Below are 17,889 nucleotides of genomic sequence, written 5' to 3'. Positions count from 1 at the left end.
GGAAACCCCTCCCCCCGCGAACGCCCCCCGGGCGCCGTAGCGAACTTTTGCTGTCTTCCGGAGTCTCACCATGTTCAACAACCTGAGCATCACGGCGAAGCTGACGCTCGCCTTCAGCGCGATGGTGGCCATCATCATCGCGCTGGTCGTCACGGTGTACACGACCATCGTCAAGGTCTCCGTCACCGCCGAGGGCGACACCGAGAGCCACAAGGTGCTCATCGCCGTGCGCGGCCTGGAGGGTGACATGGCCGACCTGGAGACGGGGCAGCGCGGCTTCATCATCACCGGCGACGACAAGTTCCTGGAGCCCTTCAACCTGGGCCGGTTGAGCATGTCGCAGAACCTGGACAGCATCCGCCAGTTCACCCAGAGCGACCGCCGCCAGCAGGAGCGCCAGCAGGAGATCCGCGACCTGTTGCAGCAGTGGATCTCCCAGCACCTGGAGCCGCTCATCTCCCAGCGCCGCGAGGTCGCCGCGGGCCGTGGAGACCTGGCCCAGGTCATCGCGGTGGAGCAGTCCGCGCGCGGCAAGCAGACCGCGGACCGCATCCGCATGCTGCTCACCAAGCTGGCGGACGACGAGACGACCCTCCTGAACGAGCGCACCGCTCGCACCGCGGCCATGGTGGTGGACCTCTACAACCTGATCATCATGGGCGGCGTGCTGGGCGTGGTGCTCGCGGGCTTGCTGTCCTACTTCCTCACCCGCAGCATCGTGCAGCCGCTGACGGAGGCCGTGCAGGTGACGTCGCAGGTGACGTCGGGCGACCTCACCGCGAACATCGTCTCCCGGGGCACGGACGAGACGGGCCGGATGATGAGCAGCATGCGGGAGATGATCCAGCGGCTGTCGGGCGTCATCAGCGAGGTGCGCGGCGCCGCGGGCTCGCTGTCGTCCGCGTCGCTCCAGGTGGCGTCCGCCGCGCAGGGGCTGTCGCAGGGCACCAGCTCCCAGGCGGCCTCCGTGGAGGAGACCACCGCCAGCCTGGAGCAGCTCAACGTCAGCATCCGCCAGAACTCGGAGAACAGCCGGGAGATGGAGCAGACGGCCGTGAAGGGCGCCCGGGACGCGGAGGAGTGCGGCCGCGCGGTGAAGGAGACCGTGGAGGCGATGAACGCCATCGCGGAGCGCATCTCCATCGTGGAGGAGATCGCCTACCAGACGAACCTGCTCGCGCTGAACGCCGCCGTGGAGGCCGCGCGCGCCGGTGAGCACGGCCGGGGCTTCTCCGTGGTCGCCACGGAGGTGCGCAAGCTGGCGGAGCGCAGCCAGAAGGCCGCGAAGGAGATTGGCGGCCTGGCCACCTCCAGCGTGAAGGTCGCCGAGCGCAGCGGACAGCTGCTGACGGACCTGGTGCCCGCCATCCGCCGCACGTCGGAGCTGGTGCAGCAGGTGGCCAACGCCTCGCGCGAGCAGTCCGTGGGCGTGTCGCAGATGAACCGCGCCATGACGCAGGTGGATCAGGTCACCCAGCGCAACGCGTCCGCCGCGGAGGAGCTGTCCTCCACCGCGGAGGAGATGGCCACGCAGGCCGAGTCCCTGCTGCAGATGATGAACTTCTTCCGGTTGGTGGAGGGCTTCAGCTTCAACGGCCCCACCGCGCAGCGCGCCCCGGCCCACCACCGGGCCCCGGCCTCGCCCGTCCGCGGGCTCCAGGCCGCGGCGCAGGGCACGCTGCCCGCGTCTCCGAACGGAGCGCTGTCCCGGCTCCAGAACGGCGCGGAGCCGCCGGCCCCCCATGACTTCCAGCGGTTCTAGGGAGGCGCGTGAACCATGAGTGATTCCACCGAACCGGGCAACGGCAGGTCCAGCTACCTGAGCTTCATGCTCGCGGGCGAGGAGTACGCCGTGGGCCTCCTGCGGGTGCGGGAGATCATCGAACACCGCCCCGTCACCCGCGTGCCGGGCATGCCCGCGGCCGTGCAGGGCGTCATCAACCTGCGCGGCAGCGTGGTGCCCGTCGTGGACCTGGCGGTGAAGTTCGGGCTGCCGCCCCGGCCCATCACCCGCTGGTCCTGCTTCGTCATCGTGGAGGTGGCGCTGGACGGCCAGCAGACGGTGCTGGGGCTGCTCACGGACACGGTGCGCGAGGTGCTGGAGCTGGGCGCCTCGGACATCGAACCGCCCCCCGCCTTCGGCACGCGCGTGCGGCTGGAGTTCCTGCGGGGCATGGGCCGCCACAACGACGCGTTCATCCTGCTGCTGGACCTGGACCGGCTCCTGTCGCTGGAGGAACTCCTGCGGCTGACGGCCGCCACGGACGAGGCCGCGGCCCCGGCTCCGGCGGCTCCGGAAGCGTCAGGCAACGGGTGAGGGGATGAGCGGGGACGGGCCCTGGCCGTCCGCATTGCCCTCGGAGCTGACGCGCTCGGAGCTGGCGCTGTTCCAGGCCCTGGTGGAGTCGGAGGCCGGCATCCACCTGTCCTCCGCCAAGAGCGCGCTGGTGGCGAACCGGCTGTCGCGGCGGCTGCGGGAGCTGGGGCTCTCGTCCTTCGCCGCGTACCACGCGTACGTCACCTCGCGGGGGAACGAGGCGGAGAAGGTGCGGATGCTCGACAGCCTCTGCACCCATGAGACGTCGTTCTTCCGCGAGCCCCGGCACTTCGAGCTGTTGCGCGAGCACGTCTTCCCGGAGTGGGCGGCCCAGGCGGCGCAGGGCCGCCGTCCCCGCAGCGTCCGGGTCTGGAGCGCCGGGTGCTCCACGGGCGAGGAGCCGTACTCGCTGGCGATGGAGCTGCTGGAGGCGTTCCCCAAGGGCTCCGGGTGGAGCCTGGAGGTCGTCGCCACGGACCTGTCCACCTGGGCGGTGAAGCGCGCGGAAGAAGGCCTCTGGAACCTGGACCGGGCCCGGACCATCCCGCAGGTGCTGCTGCGCAAGTACATGCTCAAGGGCGTGCGCACCCAGGAGGGCCTGATGACGGCGGGCCCGGAGCTGCGGACCTTCATGCGCTTCGCGCGCGCGAACCTGCACGCGCCGGCCACCTGGCCGGTGGGCCCGTTCGACATCATCTTCTGCCGCAACGTGCTCATCTACTTCGGCGCGGAGGCCCGGACGCGCGTCATCCAGGGGCTGCTCTCGCGGCTGCCGGAGACGGGCTACTTCTTCCTGGGGCACGCGGAGAGCCTGATTGGCATCACCGCGTCGGCCAGGTCCGTGAGCGCCAACGTCTACACGCCGCGCCCGGGGCCTCCATTCCCGTCGCGCGAGTAGCCGCCGCGGCCGCTTTCCATTTCCGGAAAGCAGGTGCCCGCCGCTCTCCGTTGTCGTGAAGGCGGCCGGCGCCCATCCTTGCCCCATGAGACCTTTCGATTTCGCGGGCAAGACGGTGCTGGTGACGGGGGCGTCCATGGGCATTGGCGCGGAGTTCGCCCGCCAGCTGTCTCGGCGCGGGGCCACGCTGGTGCTGGTGGCGCGCAGCGAGGGGAAGCTCCAGGCGCTCGCGACGGAGCTGGGCAACGCGCACGTCCTCCCCTTCGACCTGACCGCGCCGGGGGCGCCCCGGAAGCTCCTCGACGCGGTCCGCGCGAAGGGGCTGGAGGTGGACGTCCTGGTGAGCAACGCGGGCTTTGGCCTGCACGGTGGGTTCGACGTGCTGCCCTTGGAAGATCAGCTGGAGCAGATCGACCTCAACGTCCATGCGCTCGTGGAGCTGACGCACGTCTTCCTGCCCATGCTGGAGCTGCGGCAGGGCGGTGTCATCCACGTGGCCTCGATGGCCGCGTACCAGCCGACGCCGTACATGGCGGTGTATGGGGCGACGAAGGCCTTCGTCCTGTCCTTCAGCGAAGCGCTCTGGGCGGAGTACCGCGAGCGCGGCGTGCGGGTGCTCGCCCTGTCGCCGGGGGCGACGGACACGCCGTTCTTCGAGCGCTCCGGAGAGGGCGCGTCCCCTGGGAGGAAGGCGCGTCCGGAGGACGTGGTGGACGTAGGGCTGGCCGCGTTCATCGCCGGGCGCTCGTCGGTGGTGCATGGGTGGGTCAACCGGATGGCGGCCTTCGCCAACCGGTTCTTCTCCCGGGCGCTGAGCGCGAAGCTCATCGCGCGGATGACCCGGCCGAAGACGCCCGCGCTCCCGGCGGCCTAGAGTGTTTTCCATCCATGGAAAACAAACTGCCCGCCTGGGATGACCTCCGCGTCCTGCTCGAAGTGCATCGCGGCGGCAGCTTCCTCGCGGCGGGGCTCCAGCTGGGCCTGTCCACCTCCACGGTGGCACGCCGCATCGGCGCGCTGGAGAAGGACCTGGGGCGCGCGCTGGTCCACCGCACCTCGCAGGGCGCCTGGCTGGAGAAGGAGGCGCTGGAGCTCATCGCGCTGGCGGAGCGCTTCGAGCAGTCATTGCGCGCGCACCGGCGGGACGAGGGAGGACGTTCACCCTACGCAGGCAGGATCCGCGTCTCCGTGCCGGACGGCTTCGGGGGAGGGGCGGCGGAGGCGGCCACGCGGTTCCGGCGGCTGCATCCGGAGACGCAGCTTGAAGTGATTTCAGAGCTGCGGTTCGTGGACCTGTCCTCGCGCGAAGCGGACCTCGGCGTGCGGGGCGGGCGGTCCTCCTCGCCGGTGCTCATCGACAAGCCATTGGGCGAGGTCGAGAGTGGCCTCTTCGCCAGCGGGGACTACCTCTCGCGCTCGCTTCCCAAGCGCTTCCTGGGCGCGGACGACTACCGGGAGCAGGACTTCGTCGTGGAGGACGAGACGCCTCGCGGGCAGGGGCCCTCACGCTGGTTGATGCAGCGGGGCGCGGCTCGCTTCCCCTTCCGCTCCAATTCGATGGAGGCGCGGCTGCACGCGGCGAAGGGCGGCATGGGCCTGGTCATGCTGGGACTGGGGGCCTCGAAGGACCACCCGGAGCTGCTCCCGGTGCGGCTGGAGACGCCGCTGCCGTCGCTCCGCTTCTACCTCACGATGCACAAGGACCTGCGCAAGGTCCCGCGCATCCGTGAGTTCGCGGCGACCTTCGAGGCCGTGTTCGCGGAGTACCTGGCCGCGCAGGCCGCCGCTCGCCGTCGGCCTCGGCGCTGAAGGCCTGAGCGCCTATCCGTTCAGCGCGGGCGCCTGCTCCGGACGGGGCAGCGCCTGCGTCTCCGGCGCGGCGGAGCCCTTCCAGCGCGTCAGGGCGGCAATCACGACGCACAGGACGACGACGCAGAAGATGGACGCCTCCAGGCCGTAGGCACCGCCGGACACCCACTCCGGGCGGCCTTCGAAGACGGGCGTCCACCAGCCTCGGGACTCCTTGCCGCTCACGCCGAAGCCCATCACGGACAGGAACCAGTTCCAGCCCATGTGCACGCCGACCGGCAGCGCCAGGTGCCGCGTGCGCAGGTAGCACAGGCCCAGCATCCAGCCCGCGAGGAAGGTGGTGACCATCGCCACGATGCGCGTGGGGACCTCCATGGCGGTGTTGAAGGGGTGGGCCAGGCAGAAGATGAGGGAGATGACGACCTGCGCCCAGCGGGTGCCCAGACCCCGGATGGCGCGCTGGAAGAGGTAGCCGTGGAAGAGCGCCTCCTCGAAGAGGCCCACGCCCAGCATCAGCCACGCCGCCTTCACGATGGACGCCAGCTGGGCGTTCCCGGCGCGCTCCAGGTGGTAGGCCCCCGCCGCCCAGCCGGCGAGCGCCACCATCCCCACGATGACGATGCCTCCCACCACCCCCAGGCCCAGGTCGCGCCCCGCGCGCCGGTCCAACGACATGCCGAGCGACGTCAGGGGCTGCTTTTCAAGGTACAGGAAGTCGAGGCTGACCAGCAGCACGCCCAGGAAGCCGAAGAAGGAGTGCGGCAGGAACGGCTGCACGGCGTCTGGCAGCAGCGTCCAGACCCACATCAGGATGCCCGCCATGATGGCGGAGGTCACGACGAAGCCCAGGCCCTTCCACCCGTTGCGCAGGTGTCCTTCGCCATCCCGGAACACGGCCTTCATGCGGTTCGACCTCTCAGCGTGGTTGCATGCCCTGCCTACAACCAACGCACGGCGCTGGGAAGGATTGCCCCGGTTCGACACGGCGTGGCACAACCCGTCCCATGAGCACAGGTCCGAGGACGATTCTCCGGGGAGACCTGTACTGGTGTGAGCCGGACGAGGCGCGGGGCTCGGTGCCCCCCATTGCCCACCCCTACCTCGTCATCCAGGACGACGTCTTCAACCGCTCCCGCATCCACACCGTCGTCGTCTGCGCCCTCACTTCCAACCTGAAGAAGGCGGGCGAGCCCGGCAACGTGCTGCTCGACGAAGGCGAGGGCCAGCTGGCGAAGCGGAGCGTGGTGGTCGTGTCCCAGGTGTCCTCGGTGGAGAAGGCGCGGCTCGGAGAGCGCATCGGGGCGCTCTCCGAGACACGGGTCGAACAGGTCCTCGCGGGCCTGCGCTTCCAGCAGGCGTCCTTCTTCAGGGACTGAGCCGCCTCACGGCGGCAAAACGGGATTGCCCCAGGCCCCCGTGCGGCCCGTCGTCGCGGAGCTGCTGGCGCGGCTGCGCGACGCTTCCTGGACTCAGGCGGGGCGGGCGCCGGCCACGGAGTCCAGCTCCTTGAGAGCGTCGTCCGGCAGCTGGAGCTCGCCCGCGGCCAGGTTCTCCTTCAGGTGCGCGACGGACGACGTGCCAGGGATGAGGAGCACGTTGGGCGAGCGGCGCAGCAGCCACGCGAGCGCCGTCTGCATGGGCGTCGCCTTCAGCCGGGCCGCGACGGCGGACAGCGTGGAGGACTGCAGCGGGCTGAAGCCTCCCAGCGGGAAGAAGGGCACGTACGCGATGCCGTCGCGGGCGAGCGAGTCGATGAGCGCGTCGTCCTGCCTGTGCGCCAGGTTGTAGTGGTTCTGCACGCAGACGATGTCCGCGATGCGGCGTCCCTCCGCGACCTGCGTGGCGGTGACGTTGCTCAGTCCGATGTGGCGCACCAGGCCCTGGCGCTGCAACTCGGCCAGGACGGTGAGGGGCGCTTCGATGGAGCCCTCCGCCGGGCCGTGCGTGTCGAACATGATTCGCAGGTTGACCACGTCCAGCACGTCCAGGCCCAGGTTGCGCAGGTTGTCGTGCACGGCCTGGGTCAGCTCTTCCTTCGAGTAGGCCGGCAGCCAGGAGCCGTCATTGCCGCGCCGGGCGCCAATCTTGGTGACGATGACGAGGCCGGCGGGGTAGGGCGACAGCGCCTCGCGGATGAGCTGGTTGGTGACGTGCGGGCCGTAGAAGTCACTGGTGTCGATGTGGTCCACGCCCTGGGCCACGGCCTCGCGCAGGACGGCCCGGGCCGCGTCCGGGTCCTTGGGCGGACCGAAGACACCGGGTCCCGCGAGCTGCATCGCCCCATAACCCAGGCGCTTCACGGGGCGGCCACCGAGGGGGAAGGTGCTGGAGGAATCGATACCGGGCATGCTGCGTCTCCTTTTTGGGATGCAGCATGCATAGCGGGCGCGGGCTTTCGGGATAACGGGGCACGACCCGTACAGGTTGTGCGGAGCGGCGAACAGTGAAGGTCGACCTGGGTGACTTGAACGCCTTCGTGGTGGTGGCCAGGGCCCGCAGCTTCCGCGAGGGCGCGCGCCTGAGCGGGAGCAGCGCGTCGTCGCTGAGCGACGCCGTCCGCCGGCTGGAGGAGCGGCTGGGTGTCCGCCTGCTCAACCGCACGACGCGCAGCGTGGTCCCGACGGAGGCCGGCGAAGGACTGCTGGAGCGCCTGACGCCCGCGTTGACGGAGATGGAAGCCGCGCTCGACGTGGTGAACGGCTACCGCAACCGGCCCGCCGGGGTGCTGCGCCTCAACGTGCCCATCAGCGCGTCACGGTTGGTGCTGCCGCGCATCGTCCCGCCGTTCCTCGCGGCCTATCCAGACATCCACCTGGAGGTCATCACCGAGGACAGCTTCGTGGACATCCTCGCGGCCGGCTGCGACGCGGGCATCCGCTACGACGAGCGGCTGGAGCAGGACATGATCGCCGTGCCCATCGGGCCGCGCGTCCAACGCAACGCCACGGCGGCGGCTCCCGCGTACCTGGAGCGGCATGGACGGCCGGAACACCCCCGGGACCTGCTGCGGCATGCCTGCCTGCGGGGGCGCTTCGCGAGCGGCGCGATGACGCTCTGGGAGTTCGAGCGCGACGGCGAGGTGGTGACGGTGGAGCCCACGGGGCCGCTCATCGTGCGCGCGGGCGGAGCCACGGACCTCGCCGTCGACGCCGCGCTCGCGGGCACCGGCATCGTGCACCTCTTCGAGGACTGGCTGCGTCCACACCTGGAAACCGGCGCCCTGGTGCCCGTGCTCGAGCCCTGGTGGCAGCCGTTTCCAGGGCCCTTCCTCTACTACCCGGGGCGGCGCCTGGTGCCGGCGCCGCTGCGGGCGTTCATCGACTTCATCAAGGCCCCGGAGGAGGCGCGCTGAGTCCGGCGCGCTCAGGGCTCGGACAGGCTCACGGTGAAGCCCTTGGGCACGTTGGAGTCGCCGAGCACGTACGCGGAGGCCTGAGCGGTCCACTCCACGTCGGCCGTTCCGGGGACGGTGTTGGCAGGCACCTCGAAGGCGACCTGCACCGTCCATTCGCAGCCGCTGTTCATGGAGCAGTCGGAACCCAGGCTCCCCACGCTCTTCACCGGCACGCTGACGCCGGGCTCCAGGACACCGGACTGGCTCCCCAGGTTGGACGCAGTGTCGAAGTGGGTGATCACCAGCCTGGGCTGCGCCGTCGCGGCCGGGTCGTTCGGCGTCCACTTCGCCTGGGCCTGGATGCGCAGCTCCCCCGCCACCGGCTTCGCTGGCTTCTCCTTCGCGCTGACCCGGACGACCATCGTGCGCGTGACCTTGGGGGCGTCCGCCGTCAGGCGGATGGGCGCGCCGGCGTGGACCGGAGACGCCACCTTGTCGGACCGGTTTCGCGACGTGGCCATCACACTGGCGCAGGCCAGCAGCAGCATCGCCCGAGACATCCAGGTACGGGCCGCGGCGGGGATCCGCTCGAAGCGGGAGGGATAGGCGGGACGCACAGCCAGCTCAATACCACACACCGCCGCATGGGCTTCCAGGACAGCGTCAGCGGACGAGGGAGTCGGGTAGAAGGGCCGCCATGAAGCCTCCTCGTGTCGTTATCGTGGGCGGTGGTCCCGCCGGAATGGTCCTCGCATATCAGCTCGTCACGAATGGCATTCCGGTGCGCGTCCTGGAGCGCCATCCGGACTTCGAACGAGAGTTCCGGGGAGAGCTCCTGCAAGCGCCGGTCGTCGAAGCGCTGAAGCGGGCAGGGCTCTTCGCCGCGCTGCTGGAGCGAGGGCAGGCCCTGCCGGACATCGAGCGGGTCATGTACGTGGGCAAGCGCCGTACGGTCCGCGTCCCCGGTCCCCGCGAACAGGGGGCCGTGGTGTCCCAGCCCGGGATGCTCGCGCTGCTCCACGAGCAGTGCCTGCGTCATCCCCACTACCGCATGGACTTCGGCACCACGGTACTCGACGCCGTGCGGGAAGAGGGGCGTGTCGTCGCGCTGAAGACCCGCCGCGACGGCGCGGAGGAGCGCGTCGACGGAGACCTCTTCATCGTGTGCAACGGGCGCAACAGCCACCTGCGCAAGTCCTGCGGCCTGGAGACCGAGCAGTTCGACACGACGGCCGATGCGCTCTGGCTGCGCTTCGACCTCTCCGACGTACCGGAGACGCTGCCCACGTCACTCCAGGTGCACATGTTCGGCAAGGGGCGGGTGGTTGTCTACCAACCCTCCACGCGGCACCGGCTGCACGTCGCCTTCAGCGAGCCGGGCGACCTCAACCGGCTGCGCAAGGACCTCCCGGAGCTGCGCCAGAGGCTGCTGCCCACCGTGCCGGACGCGCTCCGGCCCCACGTGGAGCGCAAGCTCGACGAGCACACGGAGTGGCAGGTGCTGCGCATCCTCGTGGACCGGGTGACGCGCTGGCATGCCCCGGGCGTGCTCTTCCTGGGAGACGCGGCGCACACCATGTCTCCGTCGGGCGGGCAGGGCTTGAACCTGGCAATCAAAGACACGTTCGTGGCCGCCAACCACCTGCTGGATGCCCTCCGGGAGGACCGGCCGCTGGACGCAGCGGTCTTCCAGCGCATCCAGGACGAACGCCAGCCCGAGGTCGACCGGGTGCAGGCGGGCCAGACGCGAGCAGGGCAGATGGTGCTCAAGCCGCTCGGAGTGCTGCACGTGATGTTCAGCATCCTGGGCGCGGTGATGGCCATCGCCGGCAAGAAGATGCAGGGCGCGGCCGGGCCCGCCCCCGAGCCGCGCTACCTCACACCGCTCGCTTGAACGCCTCCGCTCAGCCGCGGAGCCGGTCCGCCAGGTCCTGCGCCAGGCCGCACATGGTCAGCGTGGGGTTCCACGAGCCCGACGTGGGGAAGAGGGCTCCGCCCGTCACGTAGACGTTGTGGACGCCGTGCGGCCGGTAGTCGAGCCCCACCACCGACGTCGCCGGATCCCTGCCCATCCACAGCGGCGAGGCCTCGTGCACGATGATGTTCAGGCGGATGTCCTTGCGGCCCGGCCGCTCCGTCTGCCATTGGCCGCCGTCGCCGCTCGCGTCGTCCACCCAGTACTCGACCTCCGGGGCCGCCCCCGAGCACCCCGCGCGCCCCGCCATGACGTCGATGGCCTGATACGTCGCCTCATCCAGCACGTCCCACAGGTGGTGGTCCTGCTCTCCGGGCTGGAGCTGGAGGGTGATGTTGGTGGCCGGGTCCGTGCCGCCGTTCATGCGGATCCAGTTGTCCGGGTTCTGCTCACTGACCTCGCCCAGGGTCGCGCAGACGAACACGACGTAATCCTCGGAGCCCTTGAGCTGCGCCATCGACGCGACGGCCGCCGCGTCCGGGGCCTCGTGGGCGATGGTGCTCTCGTCGGACTCCGGGTTCGCGGAGGCGAAGGCGCTGGTCTGCACGTGGTACTGCAAGCCATTGGGGGCCTTGCCGTCCAGGTAGGTGGCGCCAATCTCCAGCGGAGACAGGTCCTTGAACGCGGACCGCTTCACGCGCGCCGTGATGTGGGACATGAAATGCCCCGTGTAACGCTTGCCGATGTTCGGCAGGGCCTCCTTGAAGGAGTTCATCAGGAGGGTCGCGGGCGGGATGGTCCCCATGGCCAGCACGACCTTCGCGGAGCTCACCGCCAGCGGGCCGCGGCTCGTCTCCAGCGCGGTGACGGTCCCCTGGCCGTCATGCACCAGCCGGTCGACGACGCAGTGGTCCACGATGGTGAGCGGCTGTCCCTTGCCCCGGGCCGCCAGCGCCTTCTGGGATTGCTGCAGGTCCAGCAGCGTGCCCACGGTGGAGTACTTGTAGAACTTGACGCCCTTCCAGGGCGTATGGCCCACGGCGATGGGCGCGGGGAACGCGTTCTGCGCCGAGGGCACGAAGCGCCGGAAGTTCTCCCGGAGGTTCACGTCGATTTGATGCTGGAGGCTTCCGTAGACGCCGTCGTGGACCCGGTCCATCGTGGTGACGTGCAGGAACGCGCGGGCGCGGTCCCAGAAGCCCGGCTGGAGCGTGACGTCGATCAGCTCCTGCGGCCAGTCGCGCATCAGGTCGGGGCCCGGCGCCGGGCACCAGGCGCTCCAGTAGGTGGAGCGGCCTCCCAGCACCGGGATGTAACCCGCCTGGAAGAACTCCTGCTCCGTGGTGGCCATCCGCGACGTGCGCGTCCACGGGTAGGTGGTGGGCGGTGAGCCGGTCGCGGCCTGGAACGCGAGCGGCAGCATCTGGTAGTGCGTGGGCAGCCAGAAGCCGCCCCGCTCCAGCACCAGGATGCGCGCGCTCGGGTTGTGCTTCAGCGTCTGTTCGATGAAGGCGACACCGGTGGGCCCGGTGCCAATCACGATGAAGTCATACGCCGACGCCTGGATGTCCGCCCAGTCATTCGGGGAGGCGAAGAACGCCTGTCCGGCGATCTGATCCGCGCTGGCCTCCTGCGGGCCGGGGACGGGATAGCCCAGGGAGATGCCCTTCGGGATGTTGCGGGAGCCAGCGAAGAACTTCTTGTAATTGGCGGCCATGGGACCTCGTCACGCAAGCGGGGGCTTTGGGGTGCTTGCCTTTGGAGTTGCAGAAGCCGTGCCGCGAACGGTGCGGGGCAGGGGACCACCGCGAGCCGAGGACCTGCGTCGCATCAGGAAGCGTGGGCGTCTTCCCGGGACGCGCTGCCCATCGTCTCCATCCACGAGGCCTACCCGGGCCACTACGTGCGGTTCCTGTGGACCAATCGCATCCAGTCCAAGGTGCGCCGGCTGCTGGGCTCCGGCTCCTTCAGCGAGGGCTGGGGCCTGTACACGGAGCAGATGATGCTGGACGATGACGCCAATCATTGACGCGGAGGCCCTAAGGGATTGCCCGCATATGCCATTGGCGAAATGCCCCTCGGATGCGGGGAATCCACTAGGGCTTTTAATCAGCACTCAAGGTTGGCTTTGCGCGTCAAGTGGTAAAGAACAGAAAATTAAGACAGACCATTGACCGGGGGTGAAGTCTGGTTGTATCCAGATAGGGCTTCACCTCCGCCTTTCCCGGGGCGTTCGAGGAAACTGCTCAAGCCCCGCACATGAGGTGTCACAATGGTGACTGTCGAGCTGGATATCTTCTCGGGGCGTCCCAATCCGCGGTGGACTCTTTCGGAGCGCGAAGCGCGTCAGTTGACCGAGCGCATCCGTGCGGATCCATCGCAGCTGTTGCCGATGGATTCGGACACGGGCGGCCTGGGCTACCGTGGCTTCATCGTGCGTGCCGAGGACACCGGCATGGCGGATGACTGGAAGCGTCTGGGGTTGCCGTCCATGGTGCGCCTGGGTGGCGCGTTCCAGCCGGAGGCGGCGGAGAGCTCCCGCTTCCTGCTGCACACGGCGGAGAGCGCGCGCCTGGACCTCAAGGATCCGGGACCGGTGCTGGCCCAGGCGGAAGCCACCATCATCGACTCGCGCAACGTGCAGGGCCTCGTGACCATCTGCTACCCGAATGCCCAGACCTCCGACACCGACTTCTCGTTCTGGAACGGTGCGAGCTACCAGCCGTACAACAACTGCTACAACTTCGCGAGCAACTACCGCACCAACACCTTCGCCCAGCCGGGACGGGCGGCGGGGTCGATGTACACGAGCATCGACTGCTCGGCGGTGGGCTCGGCGGCGGTGCGCGACGGGTGGCTGACGGCGTGTCGGTCCGACGCGAACTACAACGTGTGTCTGGTCATCTGGCCGGGCTACGACTACCACTGGTACCGGCTGTGCCTGAACAACCACTGGTGCCACAAGCCGGGCGGCACGGCGGCGCGTAACTACGACAACTCGGGGTTGCTCATCACCAACCCGGAGACGTGCAACCGCGGCGGCTACACCATCTTCTGCGGCTACTACAACGGCTTCGGCCTCGTCGTGTCCTGAGGCTTTCCACCACTTTTCAAGCGAAGGAGCGTGTCATGTCGGGAGACTCGAACCGCCGTCACTTCCTCAAGGCGATGGGCCTGACCGCCGTCGCCGCCGTCGTCCCCGTGAGCCTGGGTGCCGCCTCCGTGGCGGGAGCGGCCCCCACCGCCGCCACGGGTGGCACGGGTGCGATGGAGCTGTGGTTGCTGGACACCGGCGCGGGCGTGCTGGACGCGGGGCTGTACGGCACCGCGCGCCAGGACCTCGTGGCGTCCATCCGGGCGCGGGGTGAGGCCCTGCCCTACTGAAGCAGCAGTCCACGCCGCCCCGGTGTCACCGCCGGGGCGGCGCTGTCGTGCGCTGGATTGAGCCGCCCTGGCTCTCCGCGAAGGGGTCTCGTTGAACACGGTGTCGAGCGCCCGCCAAAGGCAGCTGCTCCATCGTTTCCGGCCCTCGTCATTGCTTGTCGTGATGGATGTGAGTGTCTTGCACCCCAACGCTGTTGGCTGTTGATGGAGCACTTCATGAATCGAAGTGGTCTTTTCGTGTCGATGTGTCTGGGAGTCGCGCTGCTGGGTACGGGTTGTGGCGAGCCCGCCGCGGCCCAGGAGAAGGACTCGGTCGGCAGTCAGTCCCAGGAGATCATCTACTGCCCCATTGAGCCGTTGACGGGCGTCGCGCAGTGCCCGAATGACCCGGGTGACCCGGGGGACCCGCCGCCTCCCTCCGGTGACACCGGTCCGGGCATGAACCTGGCGACGTACCAGTACTACGCCGCCAACAACCAGACCCGCTGCGCGGGCGGCATCACGCAGTCGGAGTGCATCACGGAGCTGACGTACGCGCTGAACAACCAGCTCATCACCGCGGCGGCCTACAACTGGGGCACCGCCAACGGCTACTACCCGGCGGTGGACCGCTACAACAAGATCGCCGCGGTCTGTAAGTGCGGCTGCTTCGAGGCGAACACCCAGGTCCTCGTCGAGGGCCGCGATGGCTTCGCCGAGTGGGTGTCCGCGAAGAACATCAGCCAGAGCACGAAGCTGGTGGCGCTGGATGAGAACACCACGCTGAGCGCGCCGGGCTTCATCAGCCAGTCCATCAAGGCGAAGACGGCCGGCGCCGAGCGGGCCGACCTCTTCGTCTTCGCGCTGGACAACGGCCGCGCGCTGAAGGTGACCCAGAACCACGGCATGCTCCTGGCCGACGGCCGCGTGGTGGAGGCCAAGACGCTCGGCGCCGGTGCCGAGTTCGTGGCCCTGGATGGCGCCACCGTCCGCGTCACGAGCATCTCCCGCGAGCCCACCATGCTCGACGTGTACAACTTCGAGGTGAACGCCGACGACAAGGCCGGCCACTTCGTCGCCGCCGAGGGCGTCCTCGTGGGCGACCTGGCCTGGCAGAACCAGCTCGCGCGCGAGCTGGGCTCCATCGCCGTGCGTCGCTAGCCGTTGCCTCTTCCCGCTTCCGGCGAAGCGCCGGAAGCGGGCCTTCCTCCCGGGAGCCTTCATGCGTCGTGGTAGCCGTTGGCGTTCAGGACTGGTGGTGACGGCCGCGGTGGCCTTTGGCGCGAGCCTGCTCGTGGCCCTGTGGCCTGCCGGCGAAACCCAGGCACCGGCGCCCGCCGCGCCGAAGGCCCGGGTCATCGTGCCCGCCACCCTGGAGACCATGGAGGCGAGGGCCACCGCGCTGGCGCAGGAGCGCAAGAAGCAGATGCCTCAGCCGGAGGTTCCCCAGCAGGTGGGTGGGTTTCCTCGCGAAGAGGTCGTGGCCGTGCTCAACGCCTATCAGGACATGATGGCGGTGCAGGGGCTCTACAACCAGGGCGTGACCCGGAAGAAGCTCGTGGAGAGCATCCTGGCCTCACCCCATGGCGCGGAGATCGCCGAGAAGACCCTGGCGGAGCCCTCCTTCGCCCAGGAGGCCTTTGGCGAGCTCCAGGCGGAGTCCCGCTACCTGGCCGTCACCGTGGTGACCGCGGCCGCGCGCAGGGGGGACGACCGGTACCTGACCCGCTCCGCGGAAGCCGTGGCCCGGGATCTCACCGGCTCCCTGGCGCGGGACGGGAAGCTGTCGGAGGGCCGCTCCACGGACCTACACGACCTTGTGCACGCCTACATCGACGTGAAGGGGCTGGAGGCCTTCTCGTCTGGGAATCCCCAGTCCCTGCGGGCGGTGGGGCTCGCTGGCGACCAGCCAGAAGAAGTCAGACGTATCTACGATGAGGTCGTCTTCATGCGCTTGAAGGCCGAATTTGGCCGGGAGCGCGCCTCCGAAATGACCGCCACCCTCATGCGTCCCTGAGGTTTCATGCATCCGCTTCGATGGTCGTTGCAGGCCGTGCTCCTGGGTTCGCTGTGCGCTTGCGGCGGGGACCCTGCCTCTCCGGTGATTCCCCCCGAGGATCCGCCCCTCAGCCAGCAGATGGACCCCGTCCTGGCGGATCAGATTGAAGCCGTCCGCCAGGCCGTCCTGGCGGACCGGTGCTTCCGCGAGCAGCCAGACGTCTCTGTCTGCAACTGGGGGGACTTCGCCTACAACCCCAGCCAGTTCGCGATGAGCCAGAACACGGGCGAAGCCATCCTCGTCATCGATGACTTCCCGACGCTGCCGCCGCGAGCCATCCGCTACAAGAACCGCATCAAGGGCTACTTCCGGGTGAACGGCCAGGGCCAGGTCGGGGCCGTGCCCTTCTCCTGGCGGGCCCCCGTCACGCTCTTCCAGGGCCTCAGCACGTTCGCGACCCCGGACTTCCATCCCGCGGAACAGCTGCGCGCGCTGAGGGAGCCGCTGGCGTCGACCTATGGCTTCTACGATGCCGGGAACAACGCCGGACATGGCAGCTATGTCCTGTCGTTGCTGGTGGAGGCCAATCCCCACCAGCCCCTGGTGCTGCTGGACACCTTGAGCTTCCACAACTTCGCGCTGGAGGACTTCTGTGACGCCTCCGGGTCGCAGGCCTCCCAGGACCGCCTGTGGGCGAAGGCCTCGACCGTCGCGTCGCAGCTGAGTGGCCTGATGTCGGCGCAGGGCGTGCGCTTCGTCAACCTGAGCGCGGGCATGACACTGGAGGCCGTGCGTCAGGAGTGGACAACGTTCTGCTCCGGGCCGCGTCCGGACGACAACGTGCTGCGCGGCAAGCTCAATGCCTACCGCCCCATCTACGACGTGCTCTTCCACACGCCCGGCGTCTTCGCGGCCCAGGCCGCGCTCAGCGCCTCCAGCGCGCAGGACAACCCCTTCGACTTCCCGTCGGCGGACTTCCCCAACCGGTTGCTGGTGGGGTACTTCACGTCGCTCAATTCCGGCCTGGGGGCCGACGGCCGCGGACCGTATTCGCAGATCGCCGGCTGGCCCGAGCGGGCCAACGTCGACATCTACGTGAACACGGGCGTGCTGCCGTACCGGCCCTTCGACTACAACCGGACGCCGCTCTTGCAGGTGGATGGCTTCGGGGTGGACATCCAGCCCATCACCCGCGCCACGACGTCCTGGGTCGCGCCGCTGGCGCTCTCCCGGTTCATCAACGCCCGGTACTCGCACTTCAATGGCATCCCGATGTCGGACGCGCTGATTCCCCTGGTCATGCGCAGGATGCTGCCCGCCCTGTGCGACGACCTGCCGGGACGCTCGTGCATGTACCAGGACCCGCTCCTGTACGGGCAGGTGGAGGCGGTCCGGCTCAACTACCGCCCCCGGGAGTACGTGGCCCCTTGAGGCTCAAGGCGCGGGGGTGAACTTGAACTCCGCGATGACGACCTCCGCCTCCTGCCCGTTCTTGGGCGCACGTCCCTGGAAGAGCCAGAAGTTCATGTGGACGGGCAGGGGGTTCTGGGGAACGCGCTGGACGGAGTCCGGCGGATTGAAGAGCCAGCTGGCCATCTGGTTGACGTTGCCATCCTGGTGGCCATGCAGCGCCTGGAAGAAGACCTGGCTCGACGACCACTGGAAGCGGTGGGTGGAGTAGGTCCCCCCGAGGCTGATGGGGTAGGCCTGATGGGAGTAGGGGATGCCCGTCACGGCGGGGTACACGGCCCAGTTGCCCATCTGCGGCTGGCTGCCGCCCCACTTCGCGAACTCGATGTCGATTTCGTTCGTGGCGTCCGGGCCCACGTCGGGACGCGTGTAGTTGAACAGGCCCAGGACCACGTTGTCGTCGAAGAGGTCCGGCCGGCCAATCACCTTGAACTGGTAGGTGCCAAAGCCCAGCCGCTGCTGCGGCATGTAGACCTCCGCCGCCGTCCAGCGTCCGTTGCGCCAGGCAATCTTCAGGTGGAGGTAGCCATTCGCATCCACCCAGGCGTTGCGGTCATCCCAGGTGTTGGGCCCCGGGCCACCCTGACCGCCGCGGACCTCCCATTGATAGCCGGAGAAGGACACGCTCTTTGCTTCCGCGAGCGGAGCAAAGGCAATGCTGGACACGAACGCGATTCCCAGGATTTGTGCGCTGCGCATGGACAACCCCCATTTCGAGAAGCTTGAGATGGGATTGTGCCACCGTTGCGGCAGCCCCACAGCGTTCCCGGGGAGCCCCTGCCTG

19 protein-coding genes are annotated in these 17,889 nt (G+C 69.0%); 14 read left to right on the top strand and 5 right to left on the bottom strand.

The genetic code is table 11. The features are described from left to right. Positions 1-70: 70 nt before the first annotated feature. The 5 genes from D7X96_RS22235 to D7X96_RS22215 all read left to right on the top strand — a co-directional run bounded on the left by D7X96_RS22235 (position 71) and on the right by D7X96_RS22215 (position 5,024). Positions 71-1,762: a methyl-accepting chemotaxis protein gene (locus D7X96_RS22235; protein ID WP_120547418.1), complete on the top strand. Its 1,692-nt coding sequence runs from the start codon at positions 71-73 to the stop codon at positions 1,760-1,762. A 15-nt stretch (positions 1,763-1,777) separates the two neighbouring features. Further along, positions 1,778-2,317 carry a chemotaxis protein CheW gene (locus D7X96_RS22230; protein ID WP_121770657.1) on the top strand — a complete coding sequence of 180 codons (540 nt, stop codon included), beginning with the start codon at positions 1,778-1,780 and terminating at the stop codon, positions 2,315-2,317. A 4-nt stretch (positions 2,318-2,321) separates the two neighbouring features. Next, complete coding sequence (locus D7X96_RS22225) at positions 2,322-3,215, top strand: CheR family methyltransferase (RefSeq protein ID WP_121725303.1); 894 nt, start codon at positions 2,322-2,324, stop codon at positions 3,213-3,215. Between the two features lie 85 nt (positions 3,216-3,300). Further along, positions 3,301-4,089: an SDR family NAD(P)-dependent oxidoreductase gene (locus tag D7X96_RS22220; RefSeq protein WP_121770656.1), complete on the top strand. Its 789-nt coding sequence runs from the start codon at positions 3,301-3,303 to the stop codon at positions 4,087-4,089. Between the two features lie 14 nt (positions 4,090-4,103). Beyond that, positions 4,104-5,024 (top strand): LysR family transcriptional regulator, encoded by a 921-nt coding sequence (locus D7X96_RS22215; RefSeq protein WP_121725305.1) that lies wholly within the window; start codon positions 4,104-4,106, stop codon positions 5,022-5,024. A 12-nt stretch (positions 5,025-5,036) separates the two neighbouring features. Here D7X96_RS22215 and D7X96_RS22210 read toward each other — a convergent pair whose 3' ends face one another. Then, positions 5,037-5,927 carry a CPBP family intramembrane glutamic endopeptidase gene (locus D7X96_RS22210; protein ID WP_121770655.1) on the bottom strand — a complete coding sequence of 297 codons (891 nt, stop codon included), beginning with the start codon at positions 5,925-5,927 and terminating at the stop codon, positions 5,037-5,039. Positions 5,928-6,028: 101 nt separating this feature from the next. Here D7X96_RS22210 and D7X96_RS22205 point away from each other — a divergent pair, with 101 nt between their 5' ends. Beyond that, positions 6,029-6,400, top strand: coding sequence for a type II toxin-antitoxin system PemK/MazF family toxin (locus tag D7X96_RS22205; RefSeq protein WP_120547424.1), 372 nt, complete (start codon positions 6,029-6,031; stop codon positions 6,398-6,400). 93 nt (positions 6,401-6,493) lie between these two features. On the opposite strand, the gene D7X96_RS22200 is transcribed toward D7X96_RS22205, so the two are convergent. Then, complete coding sequence (locus tag D7X96_RS22200; protein WP_121770654.1) at positions 6,494-7,372, bottom strand: aldo/keto reductase family oxidoreductase; 879 nt, start codon at positions 7,370-7,372, stop codon at positions 6,494-6,496. A gap of 95 nt (positions 7,373-7,467) precedes the next feature. Here D7X96_RS22200 and D7X96_RS22195 point away from each other — a divergent pair, with 95 nt between their 5' ends. Further along, a complete protein-coding gene (locus tag D7X96_RS22195; RefSeq protein ID WP_121770653.1) occupies positions 7,468-8,376 on the top strand; it encodes a LysR family transcriptional regulator in 909 nt (302 codons plus the stop codon). Positions 8,377-8,387: 11 nt separating this feature from the next. On the opposite strand, the gene D7X96_RS22190 is transcribed toward D7X96_RS22195, so the two are convergent. After that, entirely contained in the window at positions 8,388-8,906 is a 519-nt protein-coding gene (locus D7X96_RS22190; RefSeq protein WP_120547427.1) for a hypothetical protein, read from the bottom strand. 149 nt (positions 8,907-9,055) lie between these two features. Here D7X96_RS22190 and D7X96_RS22185 point away from each other — a divergent pair, with 149 nt between their 5' ends. Next, positions 9,056-10,252 carry an FAD-dependent monooxygenase gene (locus D7X96_RS22185; RefSeq protein ID WP_120547428.1) on the top strand — a complete coding sequence of 399 codons (1,197 nt, stop codon included), beginning with the start codon at positions 9,056-9,058 and terminating at the stop codon, positions 10,250-10,252. A gap of 10 nt (positions 10,253-10,262) precedes the next feature. Here the strand turns inward: D7X96_RS22185 and D7X96_RS22180 are convergent, their stop codons facing one another. After that, positions 10,263-11,990 carry a GMC oxidoreductase gene (locus D7X96_RS22180; protein ID WP_121770652.1) on the bottom strand — a complete coding sequence of 576 codons (1,728 nt, stop codon included), beginning with the start codon at positions 11,988-11,990 and terminating at the stop codon, positions 10,263-10,265. Between D7X96_RS22180 and D7X96_RS41035 the strand changes: the two genes are divergently transcribed. The 6 genes from D7X96_RS41035 to D7X96_RS22150 all read left to right on the top strand — a co-directional run bounded on the left by D7X96_RS41035 (position 11,874) and on the right by D7X96_RS22150 (position 17,066). Next, positions 11,874-12,302, top strand: a complete 429-nt coding sequence (locus D7X96_RS41035) for a DUF885 family protein (RefSeq protein ID WP_244219682.1) — start codon at positions 11,874-11,876, stop codon at positions 12,300-12,302. The genes D7X96_RS22180 and D7X96_RS41035 overlap by 117 nt on opposite strands. Before the next feature lie 321 nt (positions 12,303-12,623). Then, positions 12,624-13,367, top strand: coding sequence for a hypothetical protein (locus D7X96_RS22170; protein WP_120547430.1), 744 nt, complete (start codon positions 12,624-12,626; stop codon positions 13,365-13,367). Positions 13,368-13,402: 35 nt separating this feature from the next. Then, entirely contained in the window at positions 13,403-13,657 is a 255-nt protein-coding gene (locus D7X96_RS22165) for a hypothetical protein (RefSeq protein WP_120547431.1), read from the top strand. A 216-nt stretch (positions 13,658-13,873) separates the two neighbouring features. After that, the gene (locus D7X96_RS22160) at positions 13,874-14,797 is read left to right on the top strand and encodes a Hint domain-containing protein (RefSeq protein WP_233609860.1); all 924 of its coding nucleotides are present in this window, start codon (positions 13,874-13,876) and stop codon (positions 14,795-14,797) included. A gap of 61 nt (positions 14,798-14,858) precedes the next feature. Then, positions 14,859-15,653, top strand: coding sequence for a hypothetical protein (locus D7X96_RS22155; RefSeq protein ID WP_121770651.1), 795 nt, complete (start codon positions 14,859-14,861; stop codon positions 15,651-15,653). 6 nt (positions 15,654-15,659) lie between these two features. Beyond that, positions 15,660-17,066: a hypothetical protein gene (locus D7X96_RS22150; RefSeq protein ID WP_121770650.1), complete on the top strand. Its 1,407-nt coding sequence runs from the start codon at positions 15,660-15,662 to the stop codon at positions 17,064-17,066. 3 nt (positions 17,067-17,069) lie between these two features. On the opposite strand, the gene D7X96_RS22145 is transcribed toward D7X96_RS22150, so the two are convergent. Next, positions 17,070-17,804: a glycoside hydrolase family 16 protein gene (locus tag D7X96_RS22145; protein ID WP_121723421.1), complete on the bottom strand. Its 735-nt coding sequence runs from the start codon at positions 17,802-17,804 to the stop codon at positions 17,070-17,072. Positions 17,805-17,889 lie beyond the last annotated feature (85 nt).

The sequence above is a fragment of the Corallococcus interemptor genome, assembly GCF_003668875.1.
Lineage (GTDB): Bacteria > Myxococcota > Myxococcia > Myxococcales > Myxococcaceae > Corallococcus > Corallococcus interemptor.
Note: the sequence above shows the minus strand (reverse complement) of the source record. Positions and strands in the feature narration are given on the sequence as shown.